We start from the raw sequence: 15,633 nt of genomic DNA, 5'->3' as shown, positions 1-15,633 counted from the left end.
GTCGGCCCGGCCGGGTCAGCCCGCCAGCCCGGTCTCGCGCAGGGTGATGTTCAGCCGTCCGCTGCGCATCCCGCTCGCGGGGTCGGCAGTGCCGGGAAACACCTTCGGCACGCCGTGGTAGGCGAACCGGGAGGCGCCACCGAAGACGAACAGGTCACCGGACTCCAACTCGACGTCCGTGTACGGGCGGCCGCGGGTCTCGGTGTTCCCGAACCGGAAAACGCACGCGTCGCCGATGCTCAGTGAGACCACCGGCGCACCGGACCGCTCCTCCTTGTCCCGGTGCATCCCCATCCGCGCCGCGCCGTCGTAGAAGTTGATCAGTGCGGTGTCGGGGGAGTACCCCTGATCCTCACCGTAGGCCTCGACCAGGGCCTCTCGCCCCAACTCCACGAGCCACGCTGGGAATGCGGCGACCGGTGCGCCGTTCACATCGTCGGCCGTCCTGGAGTACCGGTACGGCTGCCAGTGCCAGCCCACGCACACCGTCTGCACCGACATCACGCCCCCGCCGGGCAGGGCCGTGTGCCGGATCGGTACCGGCCCGCGGGCCCAGCCGCGGCACGCGTCCACCAGTTCGCGCCGGCGCTCCACCGGCAGCCACCCGGGCACGTGCACCGCGCCCGGGGCGACGACAGCGCGCTCCCGCGGGAACAGCGCCCGGCTCACGACGACGCTCCCGTCACGGCACCCGTACGCCTTCGAGCCCGAGGAGCCGGGCCTTCGACTCCAGACCGCCCGCGTATCCGCGCAGGGCGCCGTCGGCACCGATTACCCGGTGACAGGGCCGCACGACGAGCAGCGGATTCCGTCCGATCGCCGTGCCCACGGCCCGGACACCCACCGCGGAGGTACCGACCATCTCTGCGATCTCCTTGTACGTGGCCGTCCGTCCGTACGGAAGGTCCTCCAGCACCTTCCAGACACGGCGCTGAAAGGCGGTTCCGCCCTCCACGAACTCGATCTCGAACCGGGTCAGCGACCCCGCGAAATACGACGACAACTGGCGCCGGATCTCCTCGAAGGCCGCCGGATCGCGGCGCCAGCCGTCCTGAACGACAGCGCCGCCCTTCTGCCCCGGCAGCGAGAGCCAGGCCAAGGCGGTGCCGCCCTTCGCCGTGGCCGACTCCTGGCCGACCAGCAGCAACCCGCCCAGCGGGCTGTCGACGACGTCGTACACACTGCTCATGGCTCGCGTCCCTCCTTGCGCCGTCATTCCGTACCGCGAGACGTTCGGTCCGTCCCGCTCCTACGAGTCTGCGACCCGCGCGGCGAAGAAGCTGGCGGGTTTCGGACACCGCGCCTGGGGGGGCGTCTCCGGGACGCGAGGCGGGGCGGTGATCTTCGTTCCAGGTGGTGCGCCGGGCGCCGCACCCGGCCCGCACCGCGACTGCCAGTCTGCCCGAGAAGACCTCAACGGGTCCCCGCCCGAAAACCCCGCGGCCCTTCACCGGCGCGCCACCACTGAACCAGCGCAATGGCGCAGCGGGTCGGGTAGCGGTCCGGCGGCCATACTGCGGCCGATGAGGGCCGCCGTCAGACGGACGACGCACACCGGGTCGCGTACGTCGAGCCCCGTCAGTTCCGTGAGGCGACGCAGCCGGTAGTCCACGGTGTTCGGATGGACGTGCAGTGCCGTCGCCGTCCGCTTTCGGCTCTGACCGTGGGCCAAGTAGCCGGTCAGGGTCTCCAGCAGTTCCGGCGCCGCTTCCAGTGGGTCGAGGAGCCGCGCCAGACGATCCCGGGCGGGCCCTGGGCGGCTCAATTGCACACCTGGGTGTCCGCGTCAGCCGCTGCCGCGAAACGTCTGTTCACGCACCCGCCAGGCTCCCGGAAGCTTCCTGGGCGAGGTGGGAAACGGCGGCCCTGCTGCCCCGTTTCCCCCTCCTGAGACACTCCTGGCAACCTCGATCGAGTCGTGACCTCGAACGGAGAGTCCGGCGCCGCGCCACCGACGACTCGGATGTCGTGCCGACGGAGCACCGCGCCGGCCGCGGGCCTTCGCCGAGGCCGTCCTCGGCGACGCGCTCCCGCTGTGCCCTGTGAAGTCTGCTCAGTAACGTTCGTGCGGGCCGGGCGAGTTGATCACCGGTAGTTCACGAACTGCAGCGCGAAGTCGAAGTCCTGCCCCTTGAGCAGCGCCTGCACGGCCTGCAGGTCGTCCCGGCTCTTCGAGCTGACCCGCAGCTCTTCGCCCTGCACCTGCGCCTTGACGCCCTTGGGGCCCTCGTCGCGGATGATCTTGGCGACCTTCTTGGCGTTCTCCTGGGAGATGCCCTCCTCGATGGAGGCGAAGATCTTGTACTCCTTGCCGGAAAGCTGCGGTTCGCCGGCGTCCAGGACCTTCAGCGAGATGCCGCGCTTCACGAGCTTGGTCTGGAAGACGTCCAGGATCGCGTTGACACGGTCCTCGGAGTTCGCCTGCATCAGGATCTTCTCGCCGGACCAGGAGATCGAAGCACCGACGTTCTTGAAGTCGTAGCGCTGGGAGATCTCCTTGGCGGCCTGGTTGAGGGCGTTGTCGACCTCCTGCCGCTCGACCTTCGAGACGATGTCGAAACTGGAGTCGGCCATGTCCTGTGGCTCCTTGTATCGGGTGCGTGGAGGCGCGGCCCGATCACCCGAGCCGCTCGGCCAAGCCTAGCCACCCGCGCCCGTCCCGGGCGCTGATCAATCCAGTGGCGAAGCACCCCTGTGCATCAGGTATCGTTTACGTCGTTGCCACGGAGCGCCGCCTCAAAGCGGTCCTCGCGGGCGACATCCCATGGCGGTGTGCCCGAGTGGCCAATGGGAGCGGACTGTAAATCCGTCGGCTTAGCCTACCCAGGTTCGAATCCTGGCGCCGCCACGCGATAGATACGGCCCCTGATCTGCGGAAACGCGATCAGGGGCCGTTCTGCGTCGGCGGACCCTCCGGGCGGGCGAGCGGGCGAGACGGCTTGCGAACCCGATCAGTTCTCGTTGTTCGTCCTGGTGGGCAGTTCGGGCAGTTCGGGCAGGCCGGCGCGGGTGAGCTGTGTCGGGTCGAAGCCGGGAAGCATGGCGCGGGCGGTCAGGGCTTCGGCGAGCGCGGTGGCGTAGGCGGCACCCTCGCGGGCCACCTCGATCTGCGTACGCGACCGCATGGCCTCGACGCGCTCGAGGTGGCCGTGGTCCTCGCGCCTCTCGGTCATGCGTCGTTCGAAGCCGATGGTGTCGCGACGGTCGGTGCGCCAGTAGCGGGCAGCGAGTCCGTACGCGACGGCGGTCGCGAGCGCCCACAGCAGCAACGGCAGAACGAGACCGTCGGCGTATCCGGCGACCCCGGCGAGAGTGAGCCCGCCGGAGACGGCGAAGCACGTTCCGGCCAGGACTCCGTCACCGGCCCGGCCGAGGGAAGCGCAGGCACCGGCCCCTGCCGCCGCGGTGGCGAGGACGACCATCAGCGTGGCGTTGCCGACGGAGTGCTCGGCCCCGTTCGCGTTCCAGACGCGCCCGAGGACCAGCACGGTGGATGTGGCGAGGGCCGGGGCCGCCTTCGGGGCGAGGACGGCGAGCGGGTGACGGACGAGGACGGGCTGGTTCATCGCGGGCTCCTCAGCTGATCCGGTGGCTGGCCTCGATGACAGCGGTGGTGAGCCGGTGGACGGTCTTGGCCGCGCCGGTGGATGCGAGGAAGTACCCGAACGCTGCGGCGCGAAGGGCGGTACCCAGGTCGAAGCCGAAGCCGAAGCCGAAGCCGAAGCCGAAGCCGGGAACGGTCCGGCGCCCGCGGTGGAGCAGGGAGCAACAGGAGGCGGCACCGAAGCGGGGCGGGCGGTGACGGGCACGGCGGCAGGGCCGCGCATCGCCGATGACTCTGGTCTGCGGAAACGTTGACCGGAGGCCCGCCCAACGGCGGCGCCGTGACGTCAGTCGGCCAGGCGGAACGCGAGCTCGATCTCCCACTTGGACATGTCCGGCTCAACCCGGGGGTCGGTCCTTACGACTCGGTCCGGCAGGCCCAGTGCTCGACCCCGTCGACCACCGTCATGTCCCACTCCAGACCCTCCCGCGTCGCCCACTCCCGCATCGCGGTGACGACTCCGGAAAGCTGGTCCGGGTGGCCGAGGTGGGTGGCCGTCGCGTAGCGCCCGGAGGGGAGTACGGCCACGCCGATGTCTCCCTCGGGTTCCGGAGCGGCGACGACGGGTACGCCGGCCTCGACCACCGACTCGGCCGCCATGTCGAGGGTGTTGTAGCGGAAGAAGGGCGCCCCGGCGAGCTCCGCGCCCTTGCCCGCCAACCAGTTGACCAACTCGGGCAGCCGGTCGGCGATCCTGGCGAACGCGTCCATGCGGACGGAGCCGCGGATGTACGCGTAGACCTGTTCCTCGCGTTCGACGACCACCGGCCGGATTTCCTGTGTGTGACTGCTCATGAGCTCAAGGACCCTACGGGCGAAAGCGTTTCATCGGACCGGAACGCCGGTGCCGGCGTCGGTGTCAGTTTCCCGCGACGTCCTTCACCGCGACGGTGACCGGCGTCGACCCACTGACCAGTTCCAGCGTCAGCCCGGCCGTGGCCGATGTCTCCACCATCTCTGCGAGCACCGCCGCGACGTCGTCACGCGGCACCGGCCCGCGTCCCGTCGAGGCCTGCAACCGCACGAGACCGGTCCCCGCGTCACTGGTGAGCGCGCCGGGCCGGAGGATCGTCCACTCCAGGCTGGTGCGGGACCGTACGTAGTCGTCTGCCGCGCCCTTCGCCCGCAGGTAGGCGTCGAAGACCTCGTCGCCCTTGTGCTCGGCATCGGCGCCCATCGACGAGACGACGATGTACCGCCGTACGCCTGTCCGTTCGGCCGCGTCGGCGAAGAGCATCGCCGCGGCGCGGTCGACGGTGTCCTTCCGCTCGGTACCGCTGCCCGGGCCCGCGCCCGCGGCGAACACCGCGGCACCCGCGCCCTGCAGTACGGCGGCGACCTCCTCCACCGAAGCCGACTCCAGATCGAGGAGCACCGGTTCGGCGCCGGCGGCCCTCAGGTCGTCGCCCTGCTCCGGGTTGCGGATGATGCCCGCGACCTCGTGCCCGGCCGCCGAGAGCAGGCGCTCGAGTCGGAGTGCGATCTGACCGTGTCCTCCTGCGATGACAATGCGCATGCCTACGACGTTACGTCCGAAGCCCCCACCGTGCGCAGGCGACACAGCCCCCGACGGCTCGTCCTCGGCGCGCGGTCCCGTTCCGTGCACCCCGCTCAGGGGCGTCCGTTGTCATCCCGCTCGCGCCTGCGGCCGTCCTGCTCAGGCATGCTCCCACCCCCTCCGGAGGCTGCTCCCACCGCGTCAGGGATCGCTGTCCGGCCGTCCCTGGCGCGGCAGTTCGAAAGCGATGGCCGCCGAGTCGCAGTACTCGCGCACAGCGCTGGTACGCGCCACCACCCGCCCGCGGTGGATGACGATCCGGCTGTACGCGAGGGAGAGCACCCCCGAGATCCGTTCGCCGCGCACCGCCAGCAACTCCGCCGGGAACCCTGCTTCGACCCGCACCTCGGGCAGGCCCATCACCTCACGGGCGGTGCCGGCCACACATTCGTACGCGTCGGAGGGCCGCATCCCCGCCTGGGACGACAGGAGGTACGCCGCTTCCAGCGGATCCCCGCGGCCCACCGGGTTGCTCAGGTCGCGCAGTGCTCCGCTGCCCGCCGCGACCCGTACGCCCGCCGCCCGCAGCAGCCTGACCGGTGCGTTGCCGCGGTGCTCCACACCGGCGCAACCGCCCTGGGGGAGCGAGACGACGGTGACGCCCGCCGCCGCGAGCCGGTCGGCGGTACGGGAGGCGATGTCCCTGGGCAGCCGGGCGAGACCGGCCCCGGGGCCGATCGTGACGCCGGTCCGAAGTCCCCCGGCCATGACCGCCAGCCGCGCCAGCCGGGCCGGGTCGTCGCCGTGTGTGTGCAGGTCGACGGGGCAGCCGTACTCGGCGGCGATCTCCAGCACCGCCTCCACGTATCCCGTGGGGTCCGGGTCGGCGTCGGGGCAGCCGCCCACCACGCCGGCGCCCATCTTGAGCGCGTCCCGGAGGATGGCCAGCCCGTCCGCGCCCGCGACGCCCGTCAGCAGCCTGGGTACGGCGACGGCGGTCAGGTCGGCGAGCCCACGCAGCGAGCGGCGCGCCTGCAGCACCGCCTCGAGCGGTCCGAGGCCCTGTACGTCCCCGATCCTCACGTGCGAACGAAGCGCCGTCGCCCCGTGCCCCAACTGCAGCAGCGCGGCCTCGGTGGCACGCCGCTGAACGTCCGACGGGTCGTAGGAGACGGGCCCCGGTGCCTCCGCGCTGAGCGCCGTGTCGCCGTGGAGGTGCGGTTCGGCGGGGGCGGGGAGCAGGAGGAAGCCCGTCAGATCGACCCGGGCCGAGTGCGGCGGGAGGCTGCCCACGGTGCCGACCGCTTCGATGCGGTCGCCGCTGAGCCGTACGTCGACGATGCGGCCGTCCGCGAGCCTGGCGCCGCAGAGCAACAGCGCGGTGGTGTCCGCGGTGGCACCGTCGGGGGGCCGCGGCTGGCTGTCGGGCATCGCGCTCCTGCGTGGGGCGGTCGGGCTCGGACGGCGTTCACACTGCCCGGGCGGTGTGGGAGCCGTGGCGTGGGAGCCGGAAAGGATCACACAGCGTGTGACGAGCCTAGGGGCGCTCGCGGTGCGCTTCGAGGAGGAGCGAAATAGTCGTACCGGTGTGGCCGCAAGTGGCGTACGAGGCGGGCGGGGTGCGGGAGATGCCGCGCAGGTGGGGGGCGCGTGTTGTGCCGGTGACGGCCGGGAGACCGGTCGGTGATCGGGCCGTGGGAGAGGCCGGTGATCGGGCCGTGCGGAAGGCGGGCCGGGTGCGGGAAACGGATTTGGGCGATCGGCGGCGGACCGTGTAATGTCTTCATCGCTCGCCCCAATAGCTCAGTCGGTAGAGCGTCTCCATGGTAAGGAGAAGGTCTACGGTTCGATTCCGTATTGGGGCTCTGATGTTCGGTGATCCTCGCCTTCGGGCGAGGGGATCCGGCATCGCAGCGGTGTAGCTCAGTCGGTAGAGCAAGCGGCTCATAATCGCTGTGTCACCGGTTCAAGTCCGGTCACCGCTACACACAGTAGCCGATTGCGGGGTCGGTCCTCCGATCGGCTACTCTTTTATGCGCACCCACAGTTTCGACTGTGGATGAGCCCCATCCGTCCACCGTCCGTCCAAGGAGCACTCACGTGGCTGCCACCGACGTCCGCCCGAAGATCACGCTGGCCTGCGTGGAGTGCAAGGAGCGGAACTACATCACCAAGAAGAACCGGCGTAACAACCCGGACCGTCTTGAGATGAAGAAGCACTGCCCGCGCTGCAACTCGCACACGGCGCACCGCGAAACTCGCTGAATCAGGCTCGTGCACGAGGCCGCCCCCTCTGGGGGCGGCCTCGTGTCGTTTACCGTGCGGCCTCTTACGTCTGCCGTGCCGTCTTCTTTGTAGTGATCAGTTTCAGGAGGGAGCCAGTCCATGGCGCTCGACCAGTCGTTCGTGGGGCGGACTTATCCGCCCACCGCGCCGTACGAGGTGGGCCGGGAGAAGATCCGCGAGTTCGCCGCAGCGGTGGGTGACGCGAATCCCGCATACACGGACCAGGAGGCCGCCCGTGCGCTGGGTCACTCCGATGTGATCGCTCCGCCCACTTTTGTGTTCACGATCACCTTCAGGGCCTCCGGCCAGGTGGTCCAGGACCCGCAGTTGGGGCTGGACTACAGCCGTGTGGTGCACGGTGACCAGAAATTCGCGTACGTGCGTCCGGTGCGCGCGGGGGACCGGCTCTCCGTCACCTCGACGATCGAGGCCATCAAGTCCCTTGCCGGCAACGACATTCTGGACGTCCGCGGTGACGTGCACGACGAGAGTGGTGAGCTGGTCGTGACGGCGTGGATGAAGCTGGTGGCACGCGCCGCCGAGGAGGCGTGATGGCAGCGAAGATCTCTTACGCGGACGTCGAGGTCGGCACCGAGCTGCCGGCGCAGAGTTTTCCCGTCACCCGCGCCACGCTGGTGGAGTACGCGGGCGCGTCCGGCGACTTCAACCCGATCCACTGGAACGAGAAGTTCGCCACCGAGGTCGGCCTGCCGGACGTGATCGCGCACGGCATGTTCACCATGGCGGAGGCCGTGCGGGTCGTGACCGACTGGCTGGGCGACCCGGGTGCCGTCGTCGAGTACGGGGTCCGCTTCACCAAGCCCGTCGTCGTCCCGAACGACGACAAGGGCGCGCTCATCGAGGTGAGCGCCAAGGTGGCGGCGAAGATGGACGACAACCGCGTCCGGGTGGACCTTGTCGCGACCAGCGAGGGCCGGAAGGTGCTCGGCATGTCGCGCGCGGTCGTGCAGCTCGTCTGACGGTCACCACCGGTTGCCTAGGCCACCACCGGTTGCCATAGGCCGCCACCGGTCCCACGGGCCGCCGTCGGCCGCCATGTTCGACCGGCTGGCGGCAGGACGCCGACGATGCGGCCGAACGCCCGGTAAGGGGCGTCCTCCCGAGGGAGGGCGCCCCTTACGTACTTCCGTCGGATCCCTTGCGTACTTCCGTCGGATCCAGGACCACCCGGGTCCTTGACTTCATTAGTGATTGACCAATAACTTGAACCCATGGTCAGGATGAGCGCAGACGAGCGACGCGAGAGTGTGATCCGTGCCGCGATCGCCGAGTTCGCCCGCGCCGGGTACAACGGCACCTCCACCGCGGTCATCGCCAAGCGCGTCGGTGTCTCGCAGCCCTATCTCTTCCGCCTCTTCCCGAACAAGCAGGCCATCTTCCTCGCCGCGTCCTCGCGATGCCTCGCGGACACCAGGCGCGTCTTCGCGGAGGCGGCCGAGGGGTTGGAGGGCGAAGACGCCCTCACCGCGATGGCGGCCGCATATCAGCGCCTCATCGCGGACGACCCCGAGAAGCTGCTGATGCAGATGCAGATGTACGTCGCGGTGGCCGCGGCGGAGGCGACGGGCGACCACCGGTTCGGTGAGCAGGTCCGAGCCGGCTGGCTGGAGCTGTGGGACGAGACGCATCTGCATCTCGGTGCCGATGTCGGCGAGACCACGACCTTCCTGGCCTACGGCATGCTCGTCAACGTCCTTGTCTCGATGGGCTTCCCGGCCGACCATCGCATCTGGTCGGGCTTCTACGCCGCCGCGCGTCCCACCGAGGACTGAGGCCCGCGCGCGTGGGTGCGCGGGTGCGTTCCGCGCACTTCTTTATGCGTAAAAGTTAGTCATCAATAACTAACCTCAGGGGGAGCAGTGAACCAGAACCAGCAACCCGCACAGCGCGCCGGCGCCGTCTGGGTACTCGTCATCACCAGCGTCGCCGGCTTCATGGCGGCCCTGGACAACCTCGTCGTCACCACCGCCCTCCCTTCCATCCGCGAAGATCTGGGCGGAGCGCTGGAGGACCTCGAGTGGACAGTGAGCGCCTACACGCTCACCTTCGCGGTGCTGCTCATGCTCGGCGCGGCTCTGGGGGACCGCTTCGGCCGCCGCCGGCTGTTCATCGTGGGCCTGGCCGTCTTCACCGGGGCGTCCGCCGCTGCCGCCCTGGCGTCCGGCACAGACGCCCTGATCGCGGCCCGCGCCGCCCAGGGCGTCGGCGCGGCGATCATGATGCCGCTCACGCTGACGCTGCTCACCGCCGCCGTCCCCGCCGCCCGCCGCGGTGCCGTGCTCGGCGCCTTCAGTGCCGTGACCGGCGTCGCCGTCGCCACCGGCCCGCTCATCGGCGGCAGTCTCACCGAGCACTTCTCCTGGCAGTGGATCTTCTGGCTGAACGTCCCGATCGGCCTGCTGCTCCTGCCGCTCGCCCGGCTGCGCCTCGAGGAGTCGTACGCGCCGAACGCCCGGCTCGACGTGCCCGGCACCCTCCTGGTCAGCGGCGGTCTCTTCGGCATCGTCTACGCGCTGGTCAACGGCAACGGCGACGGCTGGAGCAGCCCCCGCATCCTGTTCTGCCTGATCGCGGGCTCCGTGATGCTGGTCGCCTTCGTCGGGCACGGCTCCACGGCGAAGAACCCCATGCTGCCGACGCGTCTCTTCCGCAGCCGCGCCTTCTTCGGGATCAACATCGCGAGCCTGCTGATGTTCCTGGGCATGTTCGGCTCGATCTTCCTGCTCAGCCAGTTCCTGCAGGGCGTCGCCGGCTACTCGCCCACCGAGGCGGGGTTGCGGATGCTGCCCTGGACGGGCATGTCGCTGCTCGTCGCACCGGTCGCCGGCGTTCTCTCCGACCGGATCGGCGGCCGCCCCGTCGTCACCGCGGGCCTGCTGCTCCAGGCGATCGGTCTGGCGCTCTTCGCCCTGGTCCTCGAACCGGGTGTCTCCTACGCGGCCCAGCTGCCCGCGCTCGTCATCAGCGGCGTCGGCATGGCGCTCTACTTCGCGCCCGCCGCCAGTGTGGTCATGTCCAGCGTCCGTACGTCCGAACAGGGCATCGCCTCCGGGGCGAACAACGCCCTGCGCGAGGTCGGCGGCGCACTCGGCATCGCGGTGCTCGGAGCGGTCTTCGCCGCCCGGGGCGGCTACGAGTCCCCAAAGGCGTTCTCCGACGGCACGGTCTCCGCGGTCTGGGTCGGAGCCGGGGCGCTCGCTCTCGCCGCCCTGGTCGCGCTGCTGATCCCCCAGGGACGATCCGTTCCCGAAGGCCCCCGGGCCGGGACCGGCACCGATTCCGTCGGGTCCGAGGAGGACCTGGCACCGGTCACGGTCTGACGCGCTCAGCCCCTCACGGGCCGTGGCCCCGCCGAAACGGTGGCGCCGCGGCCCGTACCCTTGTCCCGTGCAGGAACTTCACGACGCCCCCCTCGCCCCCCTGACCACCTTCCGGCTCGGCGGCCCCGCGACCCGACTCGTGGTGGCCACCACCGACGACGAGGTGATCGCCGTCGTACGCGAGGCGGACGAGACCGGCACGCCGCTGCTGATCATCGGCGGCGGCAGCAATCTGGTCATCGGCGACAAGGGCTTCGAGGGCACCGCGCTGCGCATCGCGACCCGCGGCTTCGAACTCGACGGGACCAGCCTCGAGCTGGCCGCCGGGGAGACCTGGAGCGACGCCGTCGCCCGCACCGTCGAGGCCGGCCTCGGCGGCGTCGAGTGCCTCGCCGGCATCCCCGGCTCCGCGGGCGCCACCCCGATCCAGAACGTCGGCGCCTACGGTCAGGAGGTCTCGTCGACGATCACCGAGGTTGTCGCGTACGACCGCCGCGGCGGCGAAACGGTGGTGCTGTCGAACGCCGAGTGCGAGTTCTCCTACCGCCACAGCCGTTTCAAGCAGGACCCCGAGCGCTACGTCGTGCTCCGCGTCCGCTTCGAGCTCGAGGACGCGGACGGCCTGTCCGCGCCCGTGAAGTACGCCGAGACCGCCCGGGTTCTCGGCATCGAGGCGGGCGACCGGGTACCGGCGGCCACCGCCCGCGAGACCGTGCTCGGTCTGCGCGCGGGCAAGGGCATGGTGCTCGACGCCGACGACCACGACACCTGGTCGGCCGGTTCCTTCTTCACCAACCCGATCCTGACCGCCGCGGAGTACGAGGCCTTCCTGACCCGCGTACGCGACCGGCTCGGCGACGGGGTCGCCCCGCCCGCCTTCCCGGCCGGTGACGGACGCACCAAGACCTCGGCCGCCTGGCTGATCGACAAGGCCGGCTTCACCAAGGGCTACGGCACCGGTCCCGCGCGCATCTCGACCAAGCACACGCTCGCCCTCACCAATCGGGGACAGGCCACCACCGAGGACCTGCTGGCCCTTGCCCGCGAGGTCGTGGCCGGCGTGCGGGAGGCCTTCGGGGTCTCGCTGGTCAACGAGCCGGTAATGGTGGGCGTTTCGCTCTGACCGGCGCCCTGGGCTACTCGGCCCGCCCCCGGCCCCGCCTGTAGGCGGGGCCTTTTCCATGTGCGTGGCGACTCGCCGCAAAAACGCGAGTTGGCAGGTTGATGCGCGTAGAGGCCACCGCCGGTCCGGACGGTCATACGCTCCCGGACGGCGCCCACGTTGACAGGTTCCGGTCATCCAGGGCGCTCCGCGGTGCGGGCTCGTGACGACCGGAGGCCCCCCGCCCCGGTGGTGCGGGAACCGGCCGCGGCCCCCGTCCTGATGAACAGACAGGAATGTCATGAACCTGTTCCGCAGAGCCTTCGCGGCCCTGGTCACCACACTGCTCCTGGCGGCCGCCACACTTCTCGCCGGCGCCACCCCCGCCGCCGCGGCGGCACCGCCCTACGTGGCGCTGGGCGACAGTTACTCCTCCGGCGTCGGCGCCGGGGACTACGGCGTCAGCGGTGACTGCAAGCGCAGCACCAACTCCTACCCCGCGCTGTGGGCGAGGGCCAACCTCCCCTCCTCCTTCGCCTTCCGTGCCTGCAGTGGAGCCACCAGCGTCGACGTGGTCAACAACCAGCTGTCGGCCCTGAACTCGGGCACCGGAGTGGTGAGCCTCAGCGCCGGAGGCAATGACATCGGCTTCGCCGACGTCATGAGCACCTGCGTGTTGCAGGGCGAGAGCGCCTGCATGTCCGCCATCTCCACCGCCCGCAGCAAGATCAGCTACACCCTGCCCGGCCGGCTCAACACCCTGTACTCCAAGATCAGGTCCAAGTCCCCGAACGCCAGGGTCGTGGTGCTCGGTTACCCGCGCATCTACCAGCTGGACGGCACCTGCATCGCCGGGCTCCGGGAGAGCGAGCGGGCGGCGCTGAACAGCGCGTCCGACCTGCTCAACTCGGTGATCTCCCAGCGCGCCGCCGCCTACGGCTTCCGCTTCGGCGATGTCCGTGGGGCCTTCGGCGGGCACGAGGTCTGCTCCGGCTCCGCATGGATCCACGGCCTGACCTTCCCGACGAGCAACTCCTACCACCCGAACAAGTCCGGTCACGCCTACGGCTACCTGCCGGTCTTCCGCAGCCGGCTCTGACCGACCCCACCGGGCCGGCCGCACCGCTGCCGGCCCGGTGGGCACGCGCGTCTACGGTCGCCCGGCGTACTCAGGGGCAGCAGTGCCCGGTTCGGCCTCCCGCGCAGAAGCGCAACGAGCCGCCCCGGCCGCAGTCCCGGCAGGCCGATGAGCCGGAAGGATGCGGACGTCAGGACCCGGCGCGTCTCGGTGCGGCGGTGCCCGCCGCTACCGCGACCGCCCCGTGAACCCGCCGAGGACGGGGCATCAGGCCGCCGGGTCGGCCAGCCAGTCGTCGATCCGGGCCAGCAGCTTCTCCCTGACCCCTTCCGGTGCCGCCGAGCCCCGCACCGACTGACGGGCCAGCTCCGCGAGTTCCGCGTCCGTGAAACCGTGGTGGCGGCGGGCCAGCTCGTACTGCGCCGCCAGACGGGATCCGAACAGCAGCGGATCGTCGGCTCCGAGCGCCATCGGGACACCGGCCTCGTACAGCGTGCGCAGGGGCACGTCCTCCGGCTTCTCGTAGACGCCGAGCGCCACGTTCGACGAGGGGCACACCTCGCAGGTGATGCCCCTCTCCGCGAGCTTGCGCAGCAGACGCGGGTCCTCCGCCGCCCGTACGCCGTGGCCGATCCGCGAGGCACGCAGGTCGTCCAGGCAGTCGCGTACGGACGCGGGACCGGTCAGCTCGCCGCCGTGCGGAGCCGCCAGCAGGCCGCCCTCACGAGCGATGGCGAAGGCGCGGTCGAAGTCGCGGGCCATACCGCGCCGTTCGTCGTTGGACAGTCCGAACCCGACGATGCCCCGGTCGGCGTAGCGCACCGCCAGCCTGGCGAGGGTGCGGGCGTCCAGCGGGTGCTTCATCCGGTTCGCCGCGACCAGGACGCGCATCCCGAGCCCGGTCTCCCGGGAAGCCGTGTCCACGGCGTCGAGGATGATCTCCAGCGCCGGGATCAGCCCGCCGAGCCGCGGCGCGTACGAGGTCGGGTCGACCTGGATCTCCAGCCAGCCGGAGCCGTCCCTGATGTCCTCCTCGGCCGCCTCACGCACCAGCCGCTGGATGTCCTCCGGATCACGCAGGCACGAGCGGGCCATGTCGTACAACCGCTGGAAGCGGAACCAGCCGCGCTCGTCCGTGGCGCGCAGTTTCGGGGGCTCGCCCCCGGTCAGCGCGTCCGGAAGGTGCACACCGTGCTTGTCGGCGAGCTCCAGCAGGGTGGTGGGCCGCATCGACCCGGTGAAGTGCAGATGAAGATGGGCTTTCGGCAGCAGGCTGACGTCTCGTACGTGCTCCATCGGGTGATCCTGCCCCAGGTGGGCGCCGCCCGGCAGGGGGTTTCCCCGATCGGACTGTCGTCCGAACGGAGAAACGGTCCCGCCGAAACGCCGGAGCGGCGCCCGCACCCCCACGAGGGGGGCGGACGCCGCTCGACGGAACCGCGGGCTGCTAGGCCTTGGCCTCTGCCAGCAGCTTCTGGATCCGGGACACGCCCTCCACCAGGTCCTCGTCGCCCAGCGCGTACGAGAGGCGCAGGTAGCCCGGCGTACCGAAGGCCTCACCCGGGACGACCGCGACCTCGACCTCGTCGAGGATCAGGGCCGCGAGCTCCACGGAGGACTGCGGCCGCCGGCCGCGGATCTCCTTGCCCAGCAGCTCCTTCACCGACGGGTACGCGTAGAACGCGCCCTCGGGGGTCGGGCAGAGCACACCATCGATCTCGTTGAGCATCCGCACGATCGTCCGGCGGCGGCGGTCGAAGGCCTCACGCATCTTGGCCACGGCGTCCAGGTCGCCGGAGACGGCGGCCAGGGCGGCGACCTGAGCCACGTTGGAGACGTTCGACGTGGCGTGCGACTGCAGGTTGGTCGCGGCCTTGACGACGTCCTTCGGGCCGATGATCCACCCCACGCGCCAGCCGGTCATCGCATACGTCTTGGCGACGCCGTTGACCACGACGCACTTCTCGCGCAGCGCAGGGACGAGAGCGGGCAGCGAGGTGAACTTCGCGTCGCCGTAGACCAGGTGCTCGTAGATCTCGTCGGTCAGCACCCACAGGCCGTGCTCGGCGGCCCACTCGCCGATCGCGAGGGCGTCCGCCTCGCTGTAGACGGCGCCGGTCGGGTTGGACGGGGAGACGAAGAGGACGACCTTGGTCTTCTCCGTGCGCGCCGCCTCCAGCTGCTCCACGGAGACGCGGTAGCCGGTGGTCTCGTCGGCCACGACCTCGACGGGGACGCCGCCCGCGAGCCTGATCGACTCGGGGTAGGTGGTCCAGTACGGCGCCGGGACGATGACCTCGTCACCCGGGTCGAGGATCGCGGCGAACGCCTCGTAGATCGCCTGCTTGCCGCCGTTGGTCACCAGGATCTGGGCGGGGTCCACCTCGTAGCCCGAGTCGCGGAGCGTCTTCTCGGCAATGGCCTTCTTCAGCTCGGGCAGACCGCCGGCCGGGGTGTAACGGTGGTACTTGGGATTGCGGCATGCCTCGACGGCGGCGTCGACGATGTAGTCGGGGGTCGGGAAGTCGGGCTCACCGGCGCCGAAGCCGATCACCGGACGTCCGGCGGCCTTGAGGGCCTTGGCCTTGGCGTCGACGGCGAGGGTCGCGGACTCGGAGATCGCGCCGATGCGCGCGGAGACCCGGCGCTCGGTGGGAGGGGTAGCAGCGCTCATGCGGCCCATGCTCCCAGACGGCAAACGGACGCGGCACACAGGTTTCGAGG

At 70.6% G+C, this 15,633-nt stretch carries 18 protein-coding genes and 3 tRNA genes; 11 read left to right on the top strand and 10 right to left on the bottom strand.

Annotated elements, in window-relative coordinates; translation table 11 throughout:
• Nucleotides 1-15: 15 nt before the first annotated feature.
• The 4 genes from ACFYV1_RS14300 to ACFYV1_RS14285 all read right to left on the bottom strand — a co-directional run bounded on the left by ACFYV1_RS14300 (nucleotide 16) and on the right by ACFYV1_RS14285 (nucleotide 2,574).
• Entirely contained in the window at nucleotides 16-669 is a 654-nt protein-coding gene (locus tag ACFYV1_RS14300) for an alpha-ketoglutarate-dependent dioxygenase AlkB family protein (protein WP_389395744.1), read from the bottom strand.
• Between the two features lie 13 nt (nucleotides 670-682).
• Complete coding sequence (locus ACFYV1_RS14295) at nucleotides 683-1,189, bottom strand: methylated-DNA--[protein]-cysteine S-methyltransferase (protein ID WP_389395743.1); 507 nt, start codon at nucleotides 1,187-1,189, stop codon at nucleotides 683-685.
• 258 nt (nucleotides 1,190-1,447) lie between these two features.
• A complete protein-coding gene (locus tag ACFYV1_RS14290; RefSeq protein ID WP_389395742.1) occupies nucleotides 1,448-1,765 on the bottom strand; it encodes a PucR family transcriptional regulator in 318 nt (105 codons plus the stop codon).
• A 320-nt stretch (nucleotides 1,766-2,085) separates the two neighbouring features.
• Complete coding sequence (locus ACFYV1_RS14285) at nucleotides 2,086-2,574, bottom strand: YajQ family cyclic di-GMP-binding protein (protein WP_389395741.1); 489 nt, start codon at nucleotides 2,572-2,574, stop codon at nucleotides 2,086-2,088.
• Nucleotides 2,575-2,766: 192 nt separating this feature from the next.
• Here ACFYV1_RS14285 and ACFYV1_RS14280 point away from each other — a divergent pair.
• Nucleotides 2,767-2,848 (top strand) — tRNA-Tyr (locus ACFYV1_RS14280).
• A 103-nt stretch (nucleotides 2,849-2,951) separates the two neighbouring features.
• Here ACFYV1_RS14280 and ACFYV1_RS14275 read toward each other — a convergent pair.
• A complete protein-coding gene (locus ACFYV1_RS14275; protein ID WP_389395740.1) occupies nucleotides 2,952-3,566 on the bottom strand; it encodes a hypothetical protein in 615 nt (204 codons plus the stop codon).
• A 22-nt stretch (nucleotides 3,567-3,588) separates the two neighbouring features.
• Between ACFYV1_RS14275 and ACFYV1_RS14270 the strand changes: the two genes are divergently transcribed.
• On the top strand, nucleotides 3,589-3,858 hold the full coding sequence (locus ACFYV1_RS14270) for a hypothetical protein (RefSeq protein ID WP_389395739.1): 270 nt from the start codon (nucleotides 3,589-3,591) through the stop codon (nucleotides 3,856-3,858).
• A gap of 103 nt (nucleotides 3,859-3,961) precedes the next feature.
• Here the strand turns inward: ACFYV1_RS14270 and ACFYV1_RS14265 are convergent, their stop codons facing one another.
• The 3 genes from ACFYV1_RS14265 to ACFYV1_RS14255 form a co-directional block, all read right to left on the bottom strand.
• Nucleotides 3,962-4,399 (bottom strand): GyrI-like domain-containing protein, encoded by a 438-nt coding sequence (locus ACFYV1_RS14265; RefSeq protein ID WP_389395738.1) that lies wholly within the window; start codon nucleotides 4,397-4,399, stop codon nucleotides 3,962-3,964.
• A 64-nt stretch (nucleotides 4,400-4,463) separates the two neighbouring features.
• Nucleotides 4,464-5,120 carry an NAD(P)H-binding protein gene (locus ACFYV1_RS14260; RefSeq protein WP_389395737.1) on the bottom strand — a complete coding sequence of 219 codons (657 nt, stop codon included), beginning with the start codon at nucleotides 5,118-5,120 and terminating at the stop codon, nucleotides 4,464-4,466.
• A gap of 183 nt (nucleotides 5,121-5,303) precedes the next feature.
• Nucleotides 5,304-6,533, bottom strand: coding sequence for an amidohydrolase family protein (locus ACFYV1_RS14255; RefSeq protein ID WP_389395736.1), 1,230 nt, complete (start codon nucleotides 6,531-6,533; stop codon nucleotides 5,304-5,306).
• A 361-nt stretch (nucleotides 6,534-6,894) separates the two neighbouring features.
• On the opposite strand from ACFYV1_RS14255, the gene ACFYV1_RS14250 reads away from it, so the two are divergent.
• From ACFYV1_RS14250 to ACFYV1_RS14210, 9 genes are all read left to right on the top strand, one after another.
• Nucleotides 6,895-6,967, top strand: a tRNA-Thr gene (locus tag ACFYV1_RS14250).
• Between the two features lie 47 nt (nucleotides 6,968-7,014).
• Nucleotides 7,015-7,087: transfer RNA gene (locus tag ACFYV1_RS14245), tRNA-Met, on the top strand.
• Nucleotides 7,088-7,202: 115 nt separating this feature from the next.
• Nucleotides 7,203-7,367, top strand: coding sequence for a 50S ribosomal protein L33 (rpmG, locus tag ACFYV1_RS14240; RefSeq protein WP_003956487.1), 165 nt, complete (start codon nucleotides 7,203-7,205; stop codon nucleotides 7,365-7,367).
• 120 nt (nucleotides 7,368-7,487) lie between these two features.
• Nucleotides 7,488-7,940: a MaoC family dehydratase N-terminal domain-containing protein gene (locus ACFYV1_RS14235; protein WP_389395735.1), complete on the top strand. Its 453-nt coding sequence runs from the start codon at nucleotides 7,488-7,490 to the stop codon at nucleotides 7,938-7,940.
• Nucleotides 7,940-8,368 (top strand): MaoC family dehydratase, encoded by a 429-nt coding sequence (locus ACFYV1_RS14230; RefSeq protein WP_389395734.1) that lies wholly within the window; start codon nucleotides 7,940-7,942, stop codon nucleotides 8,366-8,368. The genes ACFYV1_RS14235 and ACFYV1_RS14230 overlap by 1 nt, the downstream gene beginning before the upstream one ends.
• A gap of 252 nt (nucleotides 8,369-8,620) precedes the next feature.
• Entirely contained in the window at nucleotides 8,621-9,181 is a 561-nt protein-coding gene (locus tag ACFYV1_RS14225) for a TetR/AcrR family transcriptional regulator (RefSeq protein WP_389395733.1), read from the top strand.
• 87 nt (nucleotides 9,182-9,268) lie between these two features.
• Entirely contained in the window at nucleotides 9,269-10,729 is a 1,461-nt protein-coding gene (locus ACFYV1_RS14220) for an MFS transporter (protein ID WP_389395732.1), read from the top strand.
• Between the two features lie 67 nt (nucleotides 10,730-10,796).
• Complete coding sequence (locus ACFYV1_RS14215; protein ID WP_389395731.1) at nucleotides 10,797-11,852, top strand: UDP-N-acetylmuramate dehydrogenase; 1,056 nt, start codon at nucleotides 10,797-10,799, stop codon at nucleotides 11,850-11,852.
• A gap of 280 nt (nucleotides 11,853-12,132) precedes the next feature.
• Nucleotides 12,133-12,930: an SGNH/GDSL hydrolase family protein gene (locus tag ACFYV1_RS14210; protein WP_389395730.1), complete on the top strand. Its 798-nt coding sequence runs from the start codon at nucleotides 12,133-12,135 to the stop codon at nucleotides 12,928-12,930.
• Between the two features lie 246 nt (nucleotides 12,931-13,176).
• Here the strand turns inward: ACFYV1_RS14210 and ACFYV1_RS14205 are convergent, their stop codons facing one another.
• Nucleotides 13,177-14,205, bottom strand: coding sequence for an adenosine deaminase (locus ACFYV1_RS14205; RefSeq protein WP_389395729.1), 1,029 nt, complete (start codon nucleotides 14,203-14,205; stop codon nucleotides 13,177-13,179).
• Nucleotides 14,206-14,356: 151 nt separating this feature from the next.
• Complete coding sequence (locus ACFYV1_RS14200) at nucleotides 14,357-15,583, bottom strand: pyridoxal phosphate-dependent aminotransferase (protein ID WP_389395728.1); 1,227 nt, start codon at nucleotides 15,581-15,583, stop codon at nucleotides 14,357-14,359.
• Nucleotides 15,584-15,633 lie beyond the last annotated feature (50 nt).

Origin of the sequence: Streptomyces sp. NPDC003023 (assembly GCF_042888225.1) — a bacterium.
Lineage (GTDB): Bacteria > Actinomycetota > Actinomycetes > Streptomycetales > Streptomycetaceae > Streptomyces.
This window is presented reverse-complemented; position numbering and strand designations above follow the sequence as displayed.

Coding starts and splice junctions, on each gene's coding strand:
- ACFYV1_RS14295 (WP_389395743.1), bottom strand. CDS start 1,189: ATGAGCAGTGTGTACGACGTCGTCGACAGCCCGCTGGGCGGGTTGCTG.
- ACFYV1_RS14285 (WP_389395741.1), bottom strand. CDS start 2,574: ATGGCCGACTCCAGTTTCGACATCGTCTCGAAGGTCGAGCGGCAGGAG.
- ACFYV1_RS14275 (WP_389395740.1), bottom strand. CDS start 3,566: ATGAACCAGCCCGTCCTCGTCCGTCACCCGCTCGCCGTCCTCGCCCCG.
- ACFYV1_RS14265 (WP_389395738.1), bottom strand. CDS start 4,399: ATGAGCAGTCACACACAGGAAATCCGGCCGGTGGTCGTCGAACGCGAG.
- ACFYV1_RS14260 (WP_389395737.1), bottom strand. CDS start 5,120: ATGCGCATTGTCATCGCAGGAGGACACGGTCAGATCGCACTCCGACTC.
- ACFYV1_RS14255 (WP_389395736.1), bottom strand. CDS start 6,533: ATGCCCGACAGCCAGCCGCGGCCCCCCGACGGTGCCACCGCGGACACC.
- ACFYV1_RS14235 (WP_389395735.1), top strand. CDS start 7,488: ATGGCGCTCGACCAGTCGTTCGTGGGGCGGACTTATCCGCCCACCGCG.
- ACFYV1_RS14230 (WP_389395734.1), top strand. CDS start 7,940: ATGGCAGCGAAGATCTCTTACGCGGACGTCGAGGTCGGCACCGAGCTG.
- ACFYV1_RS14225 (WP_389395733.1), top strand. CDS start 8,621: ATGGTCAGGATGAGCGCAGACGAGCGACGCGAGAGTGTGATCCGTGCC.
- ACFYV1_RS14210 (WP_389395730.1), top strand. CDS start 12,133: ATGAACCTGTTCCGCAGAGCCTTCGCGGCCCTGGTCACCACACTGCTC.
- ACFYV1_RS14205 (WP_389395729.1), bottom strand. CDS start 14,205: ATGGAGCACGTACGAGACGTCAGCCTGCTGCCGAAAGCCCATCTTCAT.
- ACFYV1_RS14200 (WP_389395728.1), bottom strand. CDS start 15,583: ATGAGCGCTGCTACCCCTCCCACCGAGCGCCGGGTCTCCGCGCGCATC.